This is a genomic window from Streptomyces luteogriseus, from assembly GCF_014205055.1.
GTDB lineage: Bacteria > Actinomycetota > Actinomycetes > Streptomycetales > Streptomycetaceae > Streptomyces > Streptomyces luteogriseus.
This window is the reverse complement of record NZ_JACHMS010000001.1, coordinates 2,717,497-2,736,000: the sequence shown is the minus strand read 5'-3', so window position 1 is coordinate 2,736,000 and position 18,504 is coordinate 2,717,497. Positions and strand designations below refer to the sequence as shown.

Sequence of the window (18,504 nt, the reverse complement as noted above, 5' to 3'; positions counted from 1 at the left end):
GATTTGACGTGCACACATCACGAAGACGCCCGCTGAGACGGTTACGGACCGGCCGCATACCACGGGGCGTGGCGGCTGTCGCGCTTGCGACCGCGACCGCCGTGCTCGGCGGGCTGGTCTCCGCGTCCCCCGCCGTTGCGGACGAACCGGGGGACAATCCGGCAAACCCATACGAGCGCACCCTCCGCATCAGCCTCGGTGCCCAGGCCCGCAAGGACCGTTGCCAGGTGGCGCGGGCCGTCCACTACGGCGGGCCTGAGATGAAGGCGTACGCGGCGGGCAAACTCGCCGGCACCGACGCCGACTTGCGCACCGTTGTGGCCAACTGGAGCTTCGGCGAACTCGGTGACGCCCACCGACGGGACGTGGACGCGGGCACGGCGGATCTGACTGCCTACCGTGACCGCCAGGACAAGCTGGACACCGCCAACAAGCCGTATGCGGCGGTGAACTCGTCGGGTGGCCGCGACTATTTCGCGCCGGACTTCGGCAAGGACGTCGTCGCCTTCACCCTCGGCACCCAGCGCGACCTCTACAACCAGACCTGGGAGAACCCGACACCGAGGCCGGGCAAGGCCTCGCTGGATCAGGCAAAGAAGGTGCTCGACGCGTTCGACACCGGCGACGACGCCTGGGCCTCCGCGTACAAGGACGTCGCAGGGAAGGAACTGCTCGACACGAGCAACCTCGGCTATTCCTCGGCCAACGACGTTGCCACGTTCCTGCGCTTCGGCGGCTTCCCGACCAAGGCTCCGGAGCCGGAGTCGCTGGAGTTCCGTACCGAGGTCGAGGCGCTGAAGACGGCCTGGGCGGCCTGTGACAGCGCCAACCCGATCGACCACTACAGGGTGCTGACCGGGCCGGTCATGCAGGCGTACTCGGAATGGGAGTCGGAGTACGGCGGCCAGGCCGAGCAGCGCAAGGCGATCGTCACCGCCGAGTCCGCCGCGGCGAAGGAGACCCGGATCGCCACGGGCGCCATGATCGAGGCGGTTCGGCAGGCCTGGCAGGCGGACCAGATCCTGTACTGGCAGAAGTACTGGGCCGCGCACAAGGACTCCATCAACTACCCGAAGCCGGCTGTCTTCACGAAGGCGACAGCCGATCTGAACGCGGCGAAGACGGCCGCCGCGAAGCAGGTGGCGGTCGCGGACGCGGCGGCGGCCCGGGCCAAGACGGCCGCGGACACCGCGAACACCCAGCAGACGAAGGCGTGGGCGATCGCCGACGCCGCGAAGCTGCCGCGCGGCCGGGGTCTGCTGCACGCCCAGCAGTCCGTGCAGGTCGCCAAGGCCTCGGCCGCCGCCGCACAGGCAGCGGCAAAGGCCACGCTGACCGCGTCGAACGCGGCGAAGGCCACGGTGGCCGATTCCCAGACGCTGCTGGCGCTGGCGAAGACGCAGACGCACGCGCTGAACACGGAGTTCCGCAAGACCGCGGCCCTGGAGGCAAAGGCGCAGGCCAAGGCCGCCGCCGAGTCCGCGGCCAAGCTGGCCGCCGGGGCCGCGGCCGACGCCGCCACCGCGAAGAAGGCCCGCGATACCGCCGAGAAGGCGGAGCAGACGGCCAAGGAGCAGGCCGCGGAGGCGAAGCGGCAGCGCTCGATCGCGGAGGCCGAGAAGGCCACCGCCGAGCGTGAGCGGGACATCGCCGCGAGCGAGAGGGCGAAGGCCGGCACGGCCGAGGAACGGGCGCGGACCGAGCAGGGCAAGGCTCGCCAGGCCCGTACGGCCGCGGAGTCCGCGGGCACGACGGCGTCGGAGAAGCTGGCGGCGGCGCAGGGTGCCGAACTGCGTGCCTACAAGGCCCGCAACGCGGCGGTGAAGGCCGAGCACGAGAAGAACGCCACCGCCTCCCGCGCGTCGGCCCTGGAGTCCGCGGCAGCCGCTGCCGAGGGCACCGCGGCCGCGGCCGAGACCCGGCAGGCGGCCACCGAGGCACGTTCCGCCGCCAACGACGCGGCGGGCGCGGCGACCCGGGCGCGTACGGCGGCCAACGAGGCGACCACGGCGGCGGTCAACGCCCGAGCGGCGGCGACCCGCGCGCAGGGCGCGGCCGAGCGTTCCCGGTCCGCCGCGGAAGCGGCCCAGTCGGCGTACGCGAAGACCCACGCGGCCGCCCAAACCGCGCACGCCGCGGCGGCGGAGGCGATCGACGCGGCCGCCTCCGCGAAGACGAAGGCCAAGCAGGCGGACTCCGAGGCCAAGAAGGCCCAGGCCGCGGCGATCACCGCGCGCAAGGAGGCCACCGCGGCGGTGGCCGAGGCCGCGAAGACGGCCGCGTGGGCGGCGAAGACCGCCGGGTACGCCGCCGCCACGGCCCACTACGCGCAGGGCGCCCGCGATGCCGCGACCGCGACCACCAAGGCGGCCGACGCGGCGATCACCATCGGCTCCCCGTATCGCGAGACCGACACCTCGGCGGCGTACGCGGTGCTGATCGGGCAGACCTCCAAGACGCTGGCCGAGCAGCAGGCCACGGCGGCCAAGGCCAAGTCGGACGAGGCGAAGAAGGCGGCGGCGCAGGCCAAGGCGCTCGCCGAGAAGGCCGCCGGCGATGCCAAGATCGCCCTCCAGGCGGCGGCCGATGCCGCGGACTACGCGGTGCAGGCGGTCGAGTCCGCCGCCGCGGCGAACGCTTCCGCCAAGGCCGCCGCGACGGACGCCGCCGCGGCGAAGAAGGCCGACGCGAGCGCCCAGAAGTATGACCAGCAGGCGGGCACCGACGCCTTCTACGCCAACTCCGCCGCCAACGAGGCCGAATCGGCGGCCGCCCAGGCCGACCGCGACGCCACGGACGCCGAGCGGGACGCGGTCGGCGCCCGTTCCGCCGCTTCCGCCGCCGAGTCCGACGCTGCCGTCGCGGACCGCGTCGCCACTTCCGCCGAGTCGGACGCGGTCAAGGCCGAGAAGGCGGCCTCCAACGCCGACGGCGCGGCGAAGGAGGCGGACGCCGCCGCCACCCGCGCCGAGGAGGCGGAGCGCAAGCGTCTGGAGGAACTCCGCAAGGAGCAGGCCGACCAGGCGGCCAACCCCGGCCCGGCCCTGTCCTCCGATGAGGAGGCCGCGCTCCTGCGCATGTGCGGGCAGGAGTGCGTGGACCAGTACCGGTCCGCGCTCGCCCTGGCGTCCCTGAGCCTGCTGGACTGGGTCAAGCAGAACGGCGGGCAGATCCTCCTCGACGAGATCGGCTGGACCGACCTCAAGAACTGCCTGACCAAGGGCGATGTCGAGGCCTGCCTGTGGACACTGGCCAAGGCCGTCCCGGCGAACAAGATCCTCGGGGTGGGCAAGGCGATCGTCCGGATCGCCTCGGGTGTCTACGGGTTCTTCGAGAAGTCGGCGAAGGCGAAGAAGACCCTCGACAAGCTCCGCAAGCTGGCCGAGAAGGCGAAGAAGGAGCCGGACCTCCCGGCCTGCAAGAAGAAGCCCGCGAAGAGCGCCGCGTCCGCCAAGAGCGCCGCGTCCGCCAAGAGCGCCGGGACCGTGCGGACGGCAGGGTTCGCCACGGCGTCGTCGTCCGCCGCGGCCTCGTCGGACGATGACGACGACGAGCCCATCGACCTGGGTGCCTGCGACTTCGACCTGGTGGACGACCTGCCCTACGAGGTGCTGGCGGACATCGAGAAGAGGTTCGGCACCGATGTCTCGGAAGGCGTCGAGTACCAGTGGCGGCGGATGGGCGACCCGGACCTCGAGGTCGCGGCGGACCACGACCTTCCGGGTGTCGGCCGCAATCTGCAGGACATGGCCGACTACTTCAAGAAGTGGCAGGGCAAGGCGACCCACTTCGACACGAAGAAGAAGAACCCCGTCGCCTACGATGAGGACAAGGGCCTGATCATCATCATCCAGAATTACCGCATCCACGCCTACAAGATGCACAAGGACACGTTCACCAACGGCGGCCGCTACGAGCCCCTCAACAAGAGCTGACGGGGGAAGGCGAGACAGTTGAGAACACAGTTGAAGGTCACCCGCGACGGCGACGCGTTCATCGCCCGGCTCGCGCCCTCCCAGGCGTCGGCGATGTACGAGGCGTTGAGCTATCTGCGTGGGAGGGACCGCGGCGACACGGAGCTGATCCTGCTGGTCGGTGCGGGCCGGGAGGCGGTCGACGCGTTGTTGGAACGCCTGGCCGGACCTCACAAGGAGTCACGGGACTTCCGGCTCGCCCTGGAGGAACTGCACGTGCTGCACAGCGCCCTGTGCGCTACGCCCACCCTGTTCCTCGAGCGCAGCGGCCTCTTCGCGGAGGAGCCGTTCAACATCCGCCTGGGCTTTTATCGGGAGAACTTCGACGCCCTGGCCCAGGCCGTCGTTCGGGCGGTTGCCGAGGCGTGACACCCGACGGACGTCACTGAGCGCCGAAGGACGAGGGCGCCCCCTGGATCCCAGGGGGCGCCCTCTGTCGTGTACGGGCCTTCACGGCCCTGTGCGGATCAGCCCTTGGCCTCGCCCAGGTGGTGGACCCGCACCATGTTGGTGGTGCCGGGCACGCCGGGGGGCGAACCGGCGGTGATGACCACGATGTCGCCGTCGTTGAAGCGGTTCAGCTTCACCAGCTCCTGCTCGACCAGGTCGACCATCTCGTCGGTGCTGTTCACGAACGGCACCACGTGGGGCTCCACGCCCCAGCTCAGCGCCATCTGGTTGCGGGTGCCCTCGTCGGTGGTGAAGGCGATGATCGGCTGGACCGCGCGGTAGCGCGAGAGACGGCGGGCGGTGTCGCCGGACTGCGTGAAGGCCACCAGGCCCCGGCCGCCGAGGAAGTCGGCGATCTCGCACGCGGCGCGGGCCACCGAACCGCCCTGCGTGCGCGGCTTCTTGCCCGGCACCAGCGGCTGCAGGCCCTTGGACATCAGCTCCTGCTCGGCCGCGGCGACGATCTTCGACATCGTCTTCACGGTCTCGATCGGGTAGGCGCCCACGCTCGACTCGGCGGACAGCATGACCGCGTCGGCGCCGTCCAGGATCGCGTTGGCCACGTCGGAGGCCTCGGCGCGGGTCGGACGGGAGTTGGTGATCATCGACTCCATCATCTGGGTCGCCACGATCACCGGCTTGGCGTTGCGCCGGCACAGCTCGATCAGGCGCTTCTGCACCATGGGGACCTTCTCGAGCGGGTACTCGACGGCCAGGTCACCGCGGGCGACCATGACACCGTCGAACGCCAGCACGACGTCCTCCATGTTCTGCACCGCCTGCGGCTTCTCCACCTTGGCGATGACCGGGACGCGGCGGCCTTCCTCGTCCATGATGCGGTGCACGTCCTGGACGTCCTTGGCGTCCCGGACGAACGACAGCGCGACCAGGTCGCAGCCCATCCGGAGGGCGAAGCGGAGGTCCTCGATGTCCTTCTCCGACAGGGCGGGCACGTTGACGGCCGCGCCGGGCAGGTTGATGCCCTTGTGGTCGGAGATGACACCGCCCTCGATGACGATCGTCTTCACCCGGGGCCCGCTGATGTCGGTGACCTTCAGTTCGACGTTGCCGTCGTTGATGAGGATCTGGTCGCCGTGGGAGACGTCGCCGGGCAGGCCCTTGTAGGTCGTCCCGCAGATCGTCTTGTCGCCGGGGACGTCCTCGGTGGTGATGGTGAACTCGTCACCGCGCACCAGCTCCACGGGACCCTCGGCGAAGGTCTCCAGGCGGATCTTCGGGCCCTGGAGGTCGGCGAGGACACCGATGGCCCGGCCGGTCTCCTTGGCGGCGGCACGGACCCGGTCGTACCGGCCCTGGTGCTCGGCGTGGCTGCCGTGGCTGAAGTTGAAGCGGGCCACGTTCATGCCGGCTTCGATCAACGCGACAAGCTGATCGTGGGAGTCGACCGCGGGGCCGAGAGTACAGACGATTTTCGAACGGCGCATGGGGGCGATCCTATCGGTTTGTTTCGCAACGGAATATTCCGTCTGGCGGAAAATACAAAAGGGCGGGATGCCGCTCAGGTGTGATTCCCCGAACCAATTACCAGCGCGTAGGTCTGTGTCGCGATCTCCAATTCCTCGTCAGTAGGTACCACCGCCACCGCGACCCGGGCGCCCTCGGGCGAGATCAGCCGCGCCTCGTCGCCGCGTACGGCGTTGCGCTCGCCGTCCACCGCCAGGCCCAGCTCCTCCAGACCCGCCAGGGCGGCCGCCCGCACGGGAGCCGCGTTCTCGCCGACACCTGCGGTGAAGGCGACCGCGTCCACCCGCCCGAGCACGGCGTAATAGGCGCCGATGTACTTCTTCAGCCGGTGAATGTAGATGTCGAACGCCAGCTCCGCCTGCTCGTCGCCCTCGTCGACGCGGCGGCGGATCTCCCTCATGTCGTTGTCACCGCACAGACCGATCAGACCGCTCTTCTTGTTGAGAAGAGTGTCGATCTCGTCGGCGGACATTCCGCCAACACGCATCAAATGGAAGATGACGGCCGGGTCCATGTCTCCGGAGCGCGTACCCATCACGAGCCCCTCCAAAGGCGTCAGCCCCATGGAGGTGTCCACGCAGCGACCGCCCCGCACCGCCGAGGCGGACGCCCCGTTGCCCAGGTGCAGCACGATCACGTTCGTCTCGGACGGGTCCTTGCCCAGGAGCTCGGCGGTGGCGCGCGAGACGTACGCGTGCGAGGTGCCGTGGAAGCCGTAGCGCCGCACGCGGTGCTCGTCGGCGGTCTTCACGTCGATCGCGTAGCGGGCGGCCGACTCCGGCATGGTCGTGTGGAACGCGGTGTCGAACACGGCGACCTGCGGCAGGTCCGGACGCAGCACCTGGGCCGTGCGGATCCCGGTGAGGTTGGCCGGGTTGTGCAGGGGGGCCACCGGGATGAGCCGCTCGATCTCGGCGAGCACGGCGTCGTCGATCACGGTCGGCTCGGTGAAGGTCTTGCCGCCGTGCACCACCCGGTGCCCGATCGCGGCCAGTTCGGGCGAGTCCAGGCCCAGGTCGTCCTTGGCGAGCTCCTCGGCGACGGCCTTCAGGGCGGCGTCGTGGTCGGCGATCGCACCCTCGCGCTCGCGGCTCTCGCCGCCCGCCGGGGTGTGCTTCAGCCGGGACGTCTGCTCGCCGATGCGCTCCACCAGGCCCACCGCGAGCCGGCTGCTGTCGCGCATGTCGAGCAGCTGGTACTTCACCGACGAGGAGCCGGAGTTGAGGACGAGGACACGGGTGGGGCTCACTGGGCGGTCGCCTTCTCGCTCGGGGACGGGGCGGGCATCTGGGCCTGGATCGCCGTGATCGCGACGGTGTTCACGATGTCGGAGACCATGGCGCCCCGGGACAGGTCGTTGACCGGCTTGCGCAGACCCTGCAGCACCGGGCCGACCGCGATCGCGCCGGCCGAGCGCTGCACGGCCTTGTAGGTGTTGTTGCCGGTGTTCAGGTCGGGGAAGATCAGCACGCTCGCCTGCCCGGCGACCTCGGAGCCGGGCAGCTTGGTCGCCGCGACCGACGGCTCCACCGCGGCGTCGTACTGGATCGGTCCCTCGATCTTCAGGTCGGGCCGGCGCGCGCGCACCAGCTCCGTGGCCTCGCGCACCTTGTCGACGTCGGCGCCGGAGCCGGAGGTGCCGGTGGAGTACGACAGCATCGCGATCCTGGGCTCCACGCCGAACTGCTCGGCCGTGGCCGCCGACTGGATGGCGATGTCGGCGAGCTGCTCGGCGTTCGGGTCCGGGTTGACCGCGCAGTCGCCGTAGACGAGGACCTTGTCGGCCAGGCACATGAAGAACACGGACGAGACGATGCCGGCGTCCGGCTTCGTCTTGATGATCTCGAACGCCGGGCGGATGGTCGCGGCCGTGGAGTGCACCGAGCCCGACACCATGCCGTCGGCGAGGCCCTCCTGGACCATCAGCGTGCCGAAGTAGTTCACGTCGGAGACCACGTCGTAGGCGAGCTCCACGGTGACGCCCCGGTGGGCGCGCAGGGCGGCGTACTTCTCGGCGAAGGAGTCGCGCAGGTCGGAGGCGGCCGGGTCGATCAGCTGGGACTCCCCGAGGTCGATGCCGAGATCGGCGGCCTTCTTGCGGATCTGGTCGACCGGGCCGAGCAGGGTCAGCTCGCACACGCCGCGGCGCAACAGCACCTCGGCGGCGTGCAGCACCCGCTCCTCGGTGCCCTCGGGCAGGACGACCCGGCGCAGGTCGGAGCGGGCCTGCTCCAGCAGCTTGTGCTCGAACATCATCGGCGTGACGCGGTCGCTGCTCGGAGCGGAGACCCGGCGCGCGAGGTCGACGGTGTCGGCGTACCGCTCGAACAGGCCGAGGGCCCGCTCGGCCTTGCGCGGGGTGGCCGCGTTCAGCTTGCCCTCCAGGGAGAACAGCTGCTCGGCGGTGGGGAAGCTGGTGCCGGCCACCGACAGCACCGGGGTGCCGGGGGCGAGGCGGTCGGCGAGGGTGAGGATGTGGTCGCCGGGCACCTCGTCGAGGGTGAGCAGCACGCCCGCTATCGGCGGGGTGCCGGCGCTGTGCGCGGCGAGCGAGCCGACGACCAGGTCGGAGCGGTCGCCCGGGGTGACGACGAGGCAGCCCGGGGTCAGGGCGCTCAGGAAGTTCGGCAGCATCGCGCCGCCGAAGACGAAGCCCAGCACGTCCCGGGCGAGCCCGGAGTCGTCGCCGAGCACCACCTTGGCACCGAGGGCGTGGCCGATCTGCGAGACGGTCGGCGCGGACAGCGCGGGCTCGTCGGGCAGGACGTAACAGGGCACGGGCAGCCGGGAGTCGAGCTGGCCGGCGATCTCGTCGCGGTCCTCGCGGGCCACCCGGTTGGCGACCATGGCCAGGACGTCGCAGCCCAGGGTGTCGTAGGCGCGGTAGGCGTTGCGCGTCTCGGCGAGCACCGACTCCACGGTCTGCTTGCGGCCGCCGACGACCGGGATCACGGACGCGCCGAACTCGTTCGCCAGCCGGGCGTTGAGCGACAGCTCGTCCGGCAGCTGCGTGCCGGCGTAGTCGGTGCCGAGGACCAGGACGACGTCGTAGTCCCGCGCGACCCGGTGGAAGCGGTCGACGAGGGTGGACACCAGCTCGTCGGTGCCGGCCTCGGCCTGGAGGGCGGACGCCTCGTGGTAGTCCATGCCGTAGACGGTCGCCGGGTCCTGGGTGAGCCGGTAGCGGGCGCGCAGCAGCTCGAAGAGGCGGTCGGGTCCGTCGTGGACCAGGGGGCGGAACACACCGACCCGGTCCACCTGCCGGGTGAGGAGCTCCATGACCCCCAGTTCGACGACCTGGCGTCCGTCGCCGCGGTCGATGCCGGTCACGTACACGCTGCGGGTCACGCGCGCTCTCCGTTTCGTCTCGAGTGGGGGGAGGCCTCACACCCACGGCTTTCCAGCCTGGGGCACAAAAATCGCCCACCGAGGTGAGCAGAACCCTCTTGACAATACCCCTGCCGCTGGATAAGGCGCCCGTCAGCGTAGGGGTTCCACAGGGGCCTCTGGGGCGTGAAACAATCGGCAGTGGCTCACCGGTGTCAACAGCGAGCAGGAGACACAGCACGATGCGTATCGGAGTTCTCACCGCAGGCGGCGACTGCCCCGGCCTGAACGCCGTGATCCGGTCGGTCGTGCACCGGGCGGTCGACAACTACGGCGACGAGGTCATCGGCTTCGAGGACGGCTACGCCGGTCTGCTCGACGGCCGCTACCGCAGCCTCGATCTGGAGTCCGTCAGCGGCATCCTGGCCCGCGGCGGCACCATCCTCGGGTCGTCCCGGCTGGAGCGCGACCGGCTGCGCGAGGCCTGCGAGAACGCCTCCGACATGATCCACGAGTTCGGCATCGACGCGCTCATCCCGATCGGCGGCGAGGGCACGCTGACGGCCGCGCGCATGCTGAGCGACGCCGGCCTGCCCGTCGTGGGTGTCCCGAAGACGATCGACAACGACATCTCCTCCACGGACCGCACCTTCGGCTTCGACACCGCCGTGGGCGTCGCCACCGAGGCGATGGACCGCCTGAAGACCACCGCCGAGTCCCACCAGCGGGTGATGGTGGTGGAGGTCATGGGCCGCCACGCGGGCTGGATCGCCCTGGAGTCCGGCATGGCGGCCGGCGCGCACGGCATCTGCCTGCCGGAGCGGCCGTTCGACCCGGCCGACCTCGTGAAGATGGTCGAGGAGCGGTTCTCCCGCGGCAAGAAGTTCGCGGTGGTCTGCGTCGCCGAGGGCGCCCACCCCGCCGACGGCTCCATGGACTACGTCAAGGGCGCCATAGACAAGTTCGGCCACGAGCGCTTCCAGGGCATCGGCACCGCCCTGGCCCACGAGCTGGAGCGGCGCCTCGGCAAGGAGGCCAAGCCGGTCATCCTCGGCCACGTCCAGCGCGGCGGTGTGCCCACCGCCTACGACCGGGTGCTCGCCACGCGGTTCGGCTGGCACGCGGTGGAGGCCGCGCACCAGGAGCAGTTCGGCAGGATGACCGCCCTGCGCGGGACGGACATCGTGATGGTCCCGCTCGCGGAGGCCGTGACCGAGCTGAAGACGGTGCCGAAGGACCGGATGGACGAGGCCGAGTCGGTCTTCTAGGGCTTCCAAGGTCTTTCAGGGTCTTTCCAGGGGCTTGCGGGGGTCGGTCCTCTAGCCGGCCTCCAGATCGGTGTCGTCCTGGAGCTTCGTCCAGAAGTGCTCCACGATCCGGTCGAGGAAGTCCTGGCCGGCGCCGCCCGCGTCACCCCTGCCGCCGCCCCAGCTCAGGGTGGCGGCCATGTGCCCCTGGTAGTCCTCGTGCAGGCCCCGCAGGGCGTCCTCGAGGAACCGCCGGTCCAGGGGCACGAGTTTGGCCACCGGGCGGACGTAGGCCTGCCAGCGGGTGGTGGCGGCGCTGCGCAGCAGGGCGCCGAGTCTGCCGTCGCGGCCCGTGACCGTGACGAAGTCGGGCAGGCCGAGCCCGAGCAGATCGGCCAGGGCGGCGGACTGCCGGTCCGTGCCGCGCCAGGTGTCGGTCTCCTCCATGCGCAGATACGCCTGCACCTCGTGCCCCACGGCCCGGGCCACGTCCTCCGGGGCGAGGCAGCGGGCGATGCGGTGTTCACGCAGGGTGCGCGGTCTGCCGATGAGTTCGGCGGGCGAGCACCACAGCACGCCCGCGAGCGCGGTGAGTTCGGAGTTGGTCGGGGCGGCGGCCCCGCGTTCCCAGGCCATCACGTGGTCCGGGGTGACGTGCGGGTGCCCGTACGAGACGCGCATGCCGTAGGCGACGTGCTCGGGGGCCATGCCGAGGGCCGCGCGCAGCCGGCGGGCGGCGGGGGCGTTGAAGGGTGGGGCCGTCGGGGCGGACGGTCCGGGGGGAGGGGGCGGGGGCTGGCTCGGTCGGGCTGAAGGTCGGCGCACGGCCCACAAGCTAGGGCGGCGGGAGTGGGCTGACTACGGTCTGTTCGGCCAGGATCACGGATTGTACGAAACTACGGCTACCGGCGGGTTCGACCGGGGCCGAAGATCGTCTGTCGACGGGGGCGCGGGTGCGGCGAGGATGGCGCCGGGCCCGGTGATCATGGGCCCGGAAAGGCAGTGAATCACGTGAACGGCAAGCTCAACGGGCATATTCGCGAGCGACTTCTCGCGCCGAACTTCTGGCATCTCGCCACGGTGGGGGCGGACGGGGCGCCCCAGGTGTCGCCCATGTGGGCGGACATCGAAGGGGAGTACGTCATGGTCAACACCTCGATGGGGCGGGTGAAGGAGGAGAACCTGCGGCGCAATCCGTACGTTTCGCTGTCGCACCACGACCCCGACAACCCGTACGACCGCGCCGAGATCCGCGGGAAGGTCATGCGGTTCGTGGAGGGGGAGGCCGCGGAGCGGGCGATGGACCGGCTGGCGCGGAAGTACCTCGGCGAGGACCGGTACCCGTGGCTGCTGCCCGGCGAGCGCCGGGTGATGCTGCTGATCGAGCCGACGCGGGTGCGGAGGCTGGAGGGGGTCGAGCCGTTCCGGGCCGGGGTCCTGCCGGAGGGGACGGCCGACTGACCCCTCGGGAACATGTGGCCGGCGGAACGGAGCGCCCGGTGAGCAGGTCTCGCCGGGCGCTTCTGCGTGTGGTGGTCCGGCGAGGTGTGATCGCCCGACCCATTGACCCTGATCCGTTCACCCACCTAGCCTCCATCCTCATACGTGGACGCCATCTCCATACAGAGATGGCGGTTTCAGAGATGGGTCATCGGTTCAAAGGGGAACTGCCTTGCCTCTGCTCATCGTCGGGATCAGCGTTCTGATCCTGCTCGTCCTCATGACCAGGTTGAGACTGAACGGCTTCGCGGCCCTGCTGCTCGTGGCGGTGGGCGTCGCGCTCGTCCAGGGCATTCCCGTGGCGACCATCCCGGACGTCCTCTCCGAGGGCATCGGGGACCAGATCGGCGACACCATGCTGACCATCGGGCTCGGCGCGATGGTGGGCCGGGTGATGGGGGACTCGGGCGCCGCCCAGCGCATAGCCGGCAAGCTCCTCGACGCCTTCGGGCCGCGCTGGGTCCAGGTCGCCATGGTGGTCACGTCCATGCTGATCGGCGTGACCATGTTCTACGAGGTCGCGTTCATCATCATCGTGCCCATCGCGTTCACGCTGGTCAGGGTCACCGGGGCGAAGCTGCTGTGGGTGGGCCTGCCGATGTCCATCGCGCTGTCCACCATGCACAGCTTCCTCCCGCCGCACCCGGGCCCCACCGCCGTCGCCGCGACCTTCCACGCCTCCGTCGGACTGACCCTGTTCTACGGCCTGTTCATCGCCGTGCCCGTCGGCGCGCTCATCGCCCTGACCTGGCCCCGGCTTCCGTTCGTCGCGCGGCTGACGCCGTCCATCCCCAAGGGCCTGGTCAGCGAACGCGAGTTCACCGACGAGGAGATGCCCGGTCTCGGCTGGTCCCTGTTCGTGGCGCTCTTCCCCGTCGTGCTGATCGTGGCCGCCGCGGTGACGGACATGGCCACGTCGGGCGAGAGCCCCCTGCTGCACGCCGTCGCGTTCATCGGGTCGGCGCCGATCGCGCTGCTCCTGACGCTGTGCCTGGCCGTGTGGGCGTTCGGGCCGCGGATCGGGCGCAGCCTGAGCGACGTCGGGGCGTCCTGCACGTCGGCGGCCCAGGCGATGGCGATGATCCTGCTGGTCATCGGCGCGGGCGGGGCGTTCAAGAACGTGCTGGTCGAAGGCGGGATCTCCGACTACATCAAGGACGCCACGGACGGCTGGTCCATCTCGCCGATCGTCCTCGCCTGGCTCGTCGCGGTCATCCTGCGTATCGCGCTCGGCTCGGCGACGGTGGCGGTGGTCACCGCCTCCGGTGTCGCGCTGCCGCTGCTCGCCGGGAGCGGGGTCCACCCGGAGGTGATGGTGCTGGCCGTCGCCTGCGGCTCCATCGCGTTCTCGCATGTGAACGACCCCGGGTTCTGGCTGTTCAAGGAGTACTTCAACCTGTCGGTCGTCGAGGCGATCAAGGTGCGGACGTCCTACACGACGGTGCTGGCCGTGCTCGGGCTGGGCGGGGTGCTGGTGGCCGAGTGGGTTCTCGACGGCTTGAGTCTGTGAACCGGGTGTTCGGGAGCAGGCGGTCGATGAGAACAGGCAGTCGCTGAGAAGAGCAGTTGATGAGAAGGGGCAGTTTGATGGGCATCGGACAGCAGCCGACCGTCACGGCGTTCGCCGTCTATCCGGTCGCCGGGCGGGACAGCATGGAGCTGAATCTCTCCGGCGCGCACGGGCCGTACTTCACCCGCAACGTCGTCGTGCTCACCGACTCCGAGGGGCGGACCGGGCTGGGGGAGGTGCCCGGCGGGGAGAAGATCACGCGGACGCTGCGGGACGCGGAGTCCCTGGTCGTCGGGGCGAAGGTCGGCGACCACAAGCGGGTGCTGCGCGAGATCGGGGAGCGGTTCGCCGACCGGGACGCGGGCGGGCGGGGTGCGCAGACGTTCGACCTGCGGACCACGGTGCACACCGTCACCGCGGTCGAGTCGGCGCTGCTGGACCTGCTGGGGCAGCACCTCGACGTGCCGGTGGCGGCGCTGCTGGGGGACGGGCAGCAGCGGGACTCCGTGCGGGTGCTGGGCTATCTCTTCTACGTGGGTGACCCCGACCGCACGGATCTGGAGTACGTGCGGGAGCCCGGCTCTCCCGTGGAGTGGTACCGGGTGCGGCATGAGGAGGCCCTGTCGGCCGAGGCGATCGTGCGGCAGGCCGAGGCGGCGTACGCGCTGTACGGGTTCCGGGACTTCAAGCTCAAGGGGGGTGTGCTGGAGGGGGCCGAGGAGGTCGCGGCGGTCCGGGCGCTGAAGCGGCGCTTTCCCGAGGCGCGGGTCACGCTCGATCCGAACGGGGCGTGGTCGCTGCGGGAGGCGGTCGAGCTGTGCCGGCCGCTGGTGGGGACGCTCGCGTATGCCGAGGATCCGTGCGGGGCGGAGGGCGGGTACTCGGGGCGGGAGGTGCTCGCGGAGTTCCGGCGGGCGACGGGGTTGCCGACCGCGACGAACATGATCGCCACGGACTGGCGTCAGCTGGCCCATGCGCTGGCTCTGCAGTCGGTGTCCATTCCGCTGGCCGATCCGCACTTCTGGACCATGCAGGGGTCGGTGCGGGTGGCGCAGTTGTGTGACGCGATGGGGCTGACGTGGGGGTGTCACTCCAACAACCACTTCGACATCTCGCTGGCGATGGTGACGCACTGCGGGGCGGCGGCGCCGGGGGAGTACAACGCGCTGGACACGCACTGGATCTGGCAGGAGGGGCTGGAGCGGCTGACGGTCGAGCCGCCGCGGATCGTGGGGGGCGAGGTCGCGGTTCCGGATGCGCCGGGGCTGGGGGTGCGGGTGGACATGGAGCGGTTGCTGGCGGCGCACGAGCTGTACCGGGAGAAGGCGTTGGGGGCGCGGGACGATGCGGTGGGGATGCGGTATCTCGTGCCGGGGTGGTCGTTCGATGCGAAGCGGCCGTGTCTGGTGCGGTGACGCCTGCGGCGGGCCGTGGGGTGCGGTGGTGGGGGTGCGCGCTCGTTTCGCCTTCGCGGTGGGGGTGGGTCGGGGCCGCGCAGGGGGCCCGTCCTCGGAACGGGGCGATGAACCCTGACACCGACTGACTGTCCGTTGACGCGCCAACCGCTGCGGGCGGACACCCCCCGGCACGACCCCTTCTCGCCGTCCGCGGGTGCGGAAGCGCCGTGGCGCGCCCAGCTGCGGGCATGCGTGCCGCCAGGGGCGGCACGGGTGGGCGCAGCGGCACCCCGCTGCGCCGGGTTGCGGACCTACGCGGCCTCAGCACCGACGCCGAGCACCCCGCTCCGCCGGGCTGCGGACCCACCCGGCCTCGGCAACCGTGGGGTTCAGCCCTTGACCGCGCCGCCCAGCGCGAAGCCGCCTCCGAGGCGTCGGGCTATCAGGACGTACAGGAGGATCACCGGGGTCGAGTAGACGATGGAGAACGCTGCCAGCTGGCCGTACGCCACCATGCCGCGGTTGCCGAAGAAGTCGTTGATGCTGACCGATGCCGGCATCTGGTCGGGGGTGAGCAGGAGCATGAAGGGGACGAAGAAGTTGCCCCACATCATGACGAAGGAGAAGACCGTCACGACGGACACGCCCGGGCCCATGAGGGGCAGGACGATGCGGAGCAGGGACTGGAACGCCGAGGCTCCGTCGGTCCAGGCGGCCTCCTCCAGTTCCTTCGGTACGCCGTCCATGAAGTTCTTCATCAGCCAGATGGCGAAGGGGAGTTGGGACGCCGCGAAGAAGAGGATCGTGCCCTGCATGGTGTCGATCAGGTCCACCTGCACGAAGAGCGCGTAGACCGGAACCATGATCGCGGTGATGGGCAGGCTCGTGGCGAAGAGGATGGTGAGGAGGAAGGGGCGGTTGAAGCGGGAACGGAAGCGGGAGAGGGGGTAGGCGGCCAGGGCCGCGCAGACCACCGTCAGCAGGGTCGCGCCGCCGCACAGGATCAGGCTGTTGAGAAGCGGCGTGAAGGTGATCTCGGGGGTGAGGATCGCGTCGAAGTTGTCGAACGTGAGGCCGTCGGGGGCCTTCACCCGCAGGTTCGCGTGGGGGTCCAGGGCCGACAGGACCACCCAGGCGAGGGGGAGGACGAACGCTCCCGCGACCACCAGGAGGCCCGCGTCCGCGGCCAGGCGGCGAGTCGTGCGGCGGGAAACCGACGTGAGGGCCATGCGTGTCAGACCTCCGTCCGCAGCAGGCGCAGGTAGATGAGGGAGAAGAGCGAGCCGACCAGGAGCAGGAGCAGGGCGACCGCCGTGCCGTAGCCGATCAGGCTGTTCTGGAAGGCCTGTTCGTACATGAAGAGGGGCAGGGTCTGGGACCTGCCGCCGGGGCCGCCTCTCGTCATCACCCAGATCAGGCCGAAGACGGACAGGGTCTGGAGGGTGTTGAGCATCAGGTTCGTGCCGATGGAGCGGCGGATCATGGGGAGCGTGATGTGCCACATGCGGCGCCTCCCCCCGGCCCCGTCGACCTCCGCCGCCTCGGTGATCTCCCTGGGGATCTCGTTCAGCGCGGCCGAGTAGACCAGCATCGAGAAGGCCGTGCCGCGCCAGACGTTCGCGAAGGACACCGCCAGGATCGGGAGGGTGAACAGCCAGTTCTGGGAGGGCAGATGGAGCCAGTCCAGGATGGCGTTGAGGGTGCCCTCGCGGCGGAAGAAGGCGTAGAGGAGGAAGCCGGCGACGACCTCCGGCAGGACCCACGCCGTGACCACGATGCCGCCGGTGAGGGTGCGGACCGGTTTCGACGCGCGCCGCATCAGTACCGCCAGGGCGAGGCCGAGGGTGTTCTGGCCGATGAGGGACGACACCACCGTGAACACCAGCGTCAGCCATACGGCGTTCAGGAACGCCTCGTCGCCGAAGGCGCGCGTGAAGTTGTCGAGGCCGACGAACGACTCCTCGGCCTGGCCGGTGAGCTGGAGGTCCGTGAAGGCGATGTAGACGCAGTAGGCGATGGGGCCCGCGAGGAAGAGGAGCAGGAGGACGACCGCGGGGGTGAGGGGCAGGATCCGCAGCGGCCGACGGGGGCCGTGTGCCGGGTGCCCGTCCTCGGGGGTCTTGGTGAGGCGGGGGTGGGGTGCCGTGGCGGTCATGACCGGAGGTCCTCGCTCACCGCTCGACCACCTGGTTGTCCGTCGCGTCCTTCAGCGCGTCCGTGTACGAGCTCGTCGCCTCCGCCACCGAGGTGTCGCCCGTGGTCACGCCCTCCATCGCCTCCTGGATGGCCGTGGAGACCTTGGGGTAGGCCGGGTAGGCGGGGCGGTAGTGCGTCGTCGAGACCAGGTCCGTGAAGAACTTGATGCCGGGCTGGGCGTCGACGTAGGCGGGGTCCTCGGCGACGTCCTCGCGGACCGCGATGCCCGAGTTGGCGACGTACCACTTCTGCGCGTTCGCCTTGGTCTGCATCGTCTTGACGAACTCGAAGGCCAGGTCCGGGTTGCCCGCCTTGGCCGGGATCGACCAGGTCCAGCCGCCGGACATGCTCACCTTGCCGGGCGCCTGCCCGTGCTGCGTGGGCATGGCCGCAAGGCCCAGTGTCCTCGACCACTCGGGCCACTCGTGGCCGCTGCCGGGCAGCCAGTCCTGGGGGAGCCAGGAACCGTCGAGGGCGATGGCCAGCTTGCCCTGCGGCAGCCACTCGCCGCGGACCCGGGTCATGACGTTCGGGTCGAGGGCGTCCGAGACGTCCGGGCCGAGCTTCTCCCTGTAGACCGTCTCGACGAAGGAGAGGGCATCCTCGAAGGCTTTGCCGCCGGCGATCCACTTCTTGGAGTTCTTGTCGTAGAGGGGGTCCGTGCCGCCGTCGACCGTGCCGTAGAGGAGCATCTCGAAGGTCTGCATGGCGGCCGCCTCGCCGACCGGTTTGCCGGTGTAGGCGTTGAGCGGGATGACGTCGGGGACCTTCTTCTTGATGGTGCGGGCGGCGGTGAGGACGTCGTTCCAGGTCCTGGGCTGCCAGTCGGCGGGGAGGCCGGCCTTCTCGAAGACGTCCTTGTTGAACCACAGGCCGCGGGTGTCGGTGCCGTCGGGGACGCCGTACGTCTTGCCGTCCTCGCCCTTGGCCGCCGCCTTCGCCGTGTCGATGAACCGGTTCCAGTCCGGCCACTTGGCGAGGTACGGGTCGAGGGGCTTCAGATAGCCGCTGGTGATGTCCGAGTTGATGAGGAACGTGTCCTCGTAGACGAGGTCCGGTGCGGTCTTGGGGGAGCGGAGCATCTGCTGGAGCTTGGTGTAGTACTCCGAGTCCGGGGCCTTGATCGGGACGAGCTCGACCTTCTTGCCGGGGTGGGCCTTCTCGAACTGCTTCCTGATGTCCGCGAGATAGGTGTCCATCACCTTCACGGAGTTGTCCGTGGACTGTTTGAAGGAGACCTTCACGGTGTCCGGGTCGCTGCCGGATCCGCCTCCGCAGGCGGTGAGCGTGGTTGCGGCGAGGGCCAGGGCGACGAGGGGGGTGAGAGCGGCGGTGGGGCGCACGGCAACGACCTCCTGCGGGCGCACTTCGTTGTGGCCGGGACGGCTGCGTCGTGAACCTAAGTTGAGTGGTCTAGT

13 protein-coding genes are annotated in these 18,504 nt (G+C 70.3%); 6 read left to right on the top strand and 7 right to left on the bottom strand.

Features of this window, described 5'->3' with window-relative positions:
• Window positions 1-68: 68 nt before the first annotated feature.
• Window positions 69-3,935 carry a hypothetical protein gene (locus BJ965_RS11850; RefSeq protein ID WP_184908626.1) on the top strand — a complete coding sequence of 1,289 codons (3,867 nt, stop codon included), beginning with the start codon at window positions 69-71 and terminating at the stop codon, window positions 3,933-3,935.
• 18 nt (window positions 3,936-3,953) lie between these two features.
• A complete protein-coding gene (locus BJ965_RS11845) occupies window positions 3,954-4,343 on the top strand; it encodes a hypothetical protein (RefSeq protein ID WP_184908625.1) in 390 nt (129 codons plus the stop codon).
• Window positions 4,344-4,441: 98 nt separating this feature from the next.
• Here BJ965_RS11845 and pyk read toward each other — a convergent pair whose 3' ends face one another.
• The 3 genes from pyk to pta all read right to left on the bottom strand — a co-directional run bounded on the left by pyk (window position 4,442) and on the right by pta (window position 9,257).
• Window positions 4,442-5,869: a pyruvate kinase gene (pyk, locus tag BJ965_RS11840; protein ID WP_184908624.1), complete on the bottom strand. Its 1,428-nt coding sequence runs from the start codon at window positions 5,867-5,869 to the stop codon at window positions 4,442-4,444.
• Window positions 5,870-5,943: 74 nt separating this feature from the next.
• The gene (locus BJ965_RS11835; protein ID WP_184908623.1) at window positions 5,944-7,158 is read right to left on the bottom strand and encodes an acetate kinase; all 1,215 of its coding nucleotides are present in this window, start codon (window positions 7,156-7,158) and stop codon (window positions 5,944-5,946) included.
• Window positions 7,155-9,257 (bottom strand): phosphate acetyltransferase, encoded by a 2,103-nt coding sequence (gene pta, locus BJ965_RS11830; protein ID WP_184908622.1) that lies wholly within the window; start codon window positions 9,255-9,257, stop codon window positions 7,155-7,157. The genes BJ965_RS11835 and pta overlap by 4 nt, the downstream gene beginning before the upstream one ends.
• A gap of 221 nt (window positions 9,258-9,478) precedes the next feature.
• Between pta and BJ965_RS11825 the strand changes: the two genes are divergently transcribed.
• Complete coding sequence (locus BJ965_RS11825; protein WP_031105025.1) at window positions 9,479-10,504, top strand: ATP-dependent 6-phosphofructokinase; 1,026 nt, start codon at window positions 9,479-9,481, stop codon at window positions 10,502-10,504.
• Window positions 10,505-10,555: 51 nt separating this feature from the next.
• On the opposite strand, the gene BJ965_RS11820 is transcribed toward BJ965_RS11825, so the two are convergent.
• A complete protein-coding gene (locus tag BJ965_RS11820) occupies window positions 10,556-11,317 on the bottom strand; it encodes an XRE family transcriptional regulator (protein WP_221513106.1) in 762 nt (253 codons plus the stop codon).
• A gap of 168 nt (window positions 11,318-11,485) precedes the next feature.
• Between BJ965_RS11820 and BJ965_RS11815 the strand changes: the two genes are divergently transcribed.
• The 3 genes from BJ965_RS11815 to BJ965_RS11805 all read left to right on the top strand — a co-directional run bounded on the left by BJ965_RS11815 (window position 11,486) and on the right by BJ965_RS11805 (window position 14,908).
• Entirely contained in the window at window positions 11,486-11,944 is a 459-nt protein-coding gene (locus BJ965_RS11815; protein WP_184908620.1) for a PPOX class F420-dependent oxidoreductase, read from the top strand.
• A 211-nt stretch (window positions 11,945-12,155) separates the two neighbouring features.
• Window positions 12,156-13,493 carry a gluconate:H+ symporter gene (locus BJ965_RS11810; protein ID WP_184908619.1) on the top strand — a complete coding sequence of 446 codons (1,338 nt, stop codon included), beginning with the start codon at window positions 12,156-12,158 and terminating at the stop codon, window positions 13,491-13,493.
• A 77-nt stretch (window positions 13,494-13,570) separates the two neighbouring features.
• Window positions 13,571-14,908 (top strand): enolase C-terminal domain-like protein, encoded by a 1,338-nt coding sequence (locus BJ965_RS11805; RefSeq protein WP_184908618.1) that lies wholly within the window; start codon window positions 13,571-13,573, stop codon window positions 14,906-14,908.
• 371 nt (window positions 14,909-15,279) lie between these two features.
• Here BJ965_RS11805 and BJ965_RS11800 read toward each other — a convergent pair whose 3' ends face one another.
• The 3 genes from BJ965_RS11800 to BJ965_RS11790 are packed head-to-tail and all read right to left on the bottom strand — an operon-like array spanning window position 15,280 to window position 18,429.
• Complete coding sequence (locus BJ965_RS11800) at window positions 15,280-16,119, bottom strand: carbohydrate ABC transporter permease (protein ID WP_184908617.1); 840 nt, start codon at window positions 16,117-16,119, stop codon at window positions 15,280-15,282.
• Window positions 16,120-16,124: 5 nt separating this feature from the next.
• Window positions 16,125-17,045, bottom strand: coding sequence for a carbohydrate ABC transporter permease (locus tag BJ965_RS11795; RefSeq protein WP_184908616.1), 921 nt, complete (start codon window positions 17,043-17,045; stop codon window positions 16,125-16,127).
• Between the two features lie 16 nt (window positions 17,046-17,061).
• Window positions 17,062-18,429 carry an extracellular solute-binding protein gene (locus BJ965_RS11790; protein ID WP_184908615.1) on the bottom strand — a complete coding sequence of 456 codons (1,368 nt, stop codon included), beginning with the start codon at window positions 18,427-18,429 and terminating at the stop codon, window positions 17,062-17,064.
• Window positions 18,430-18,504: the final 75 nt, after the last annotated feature.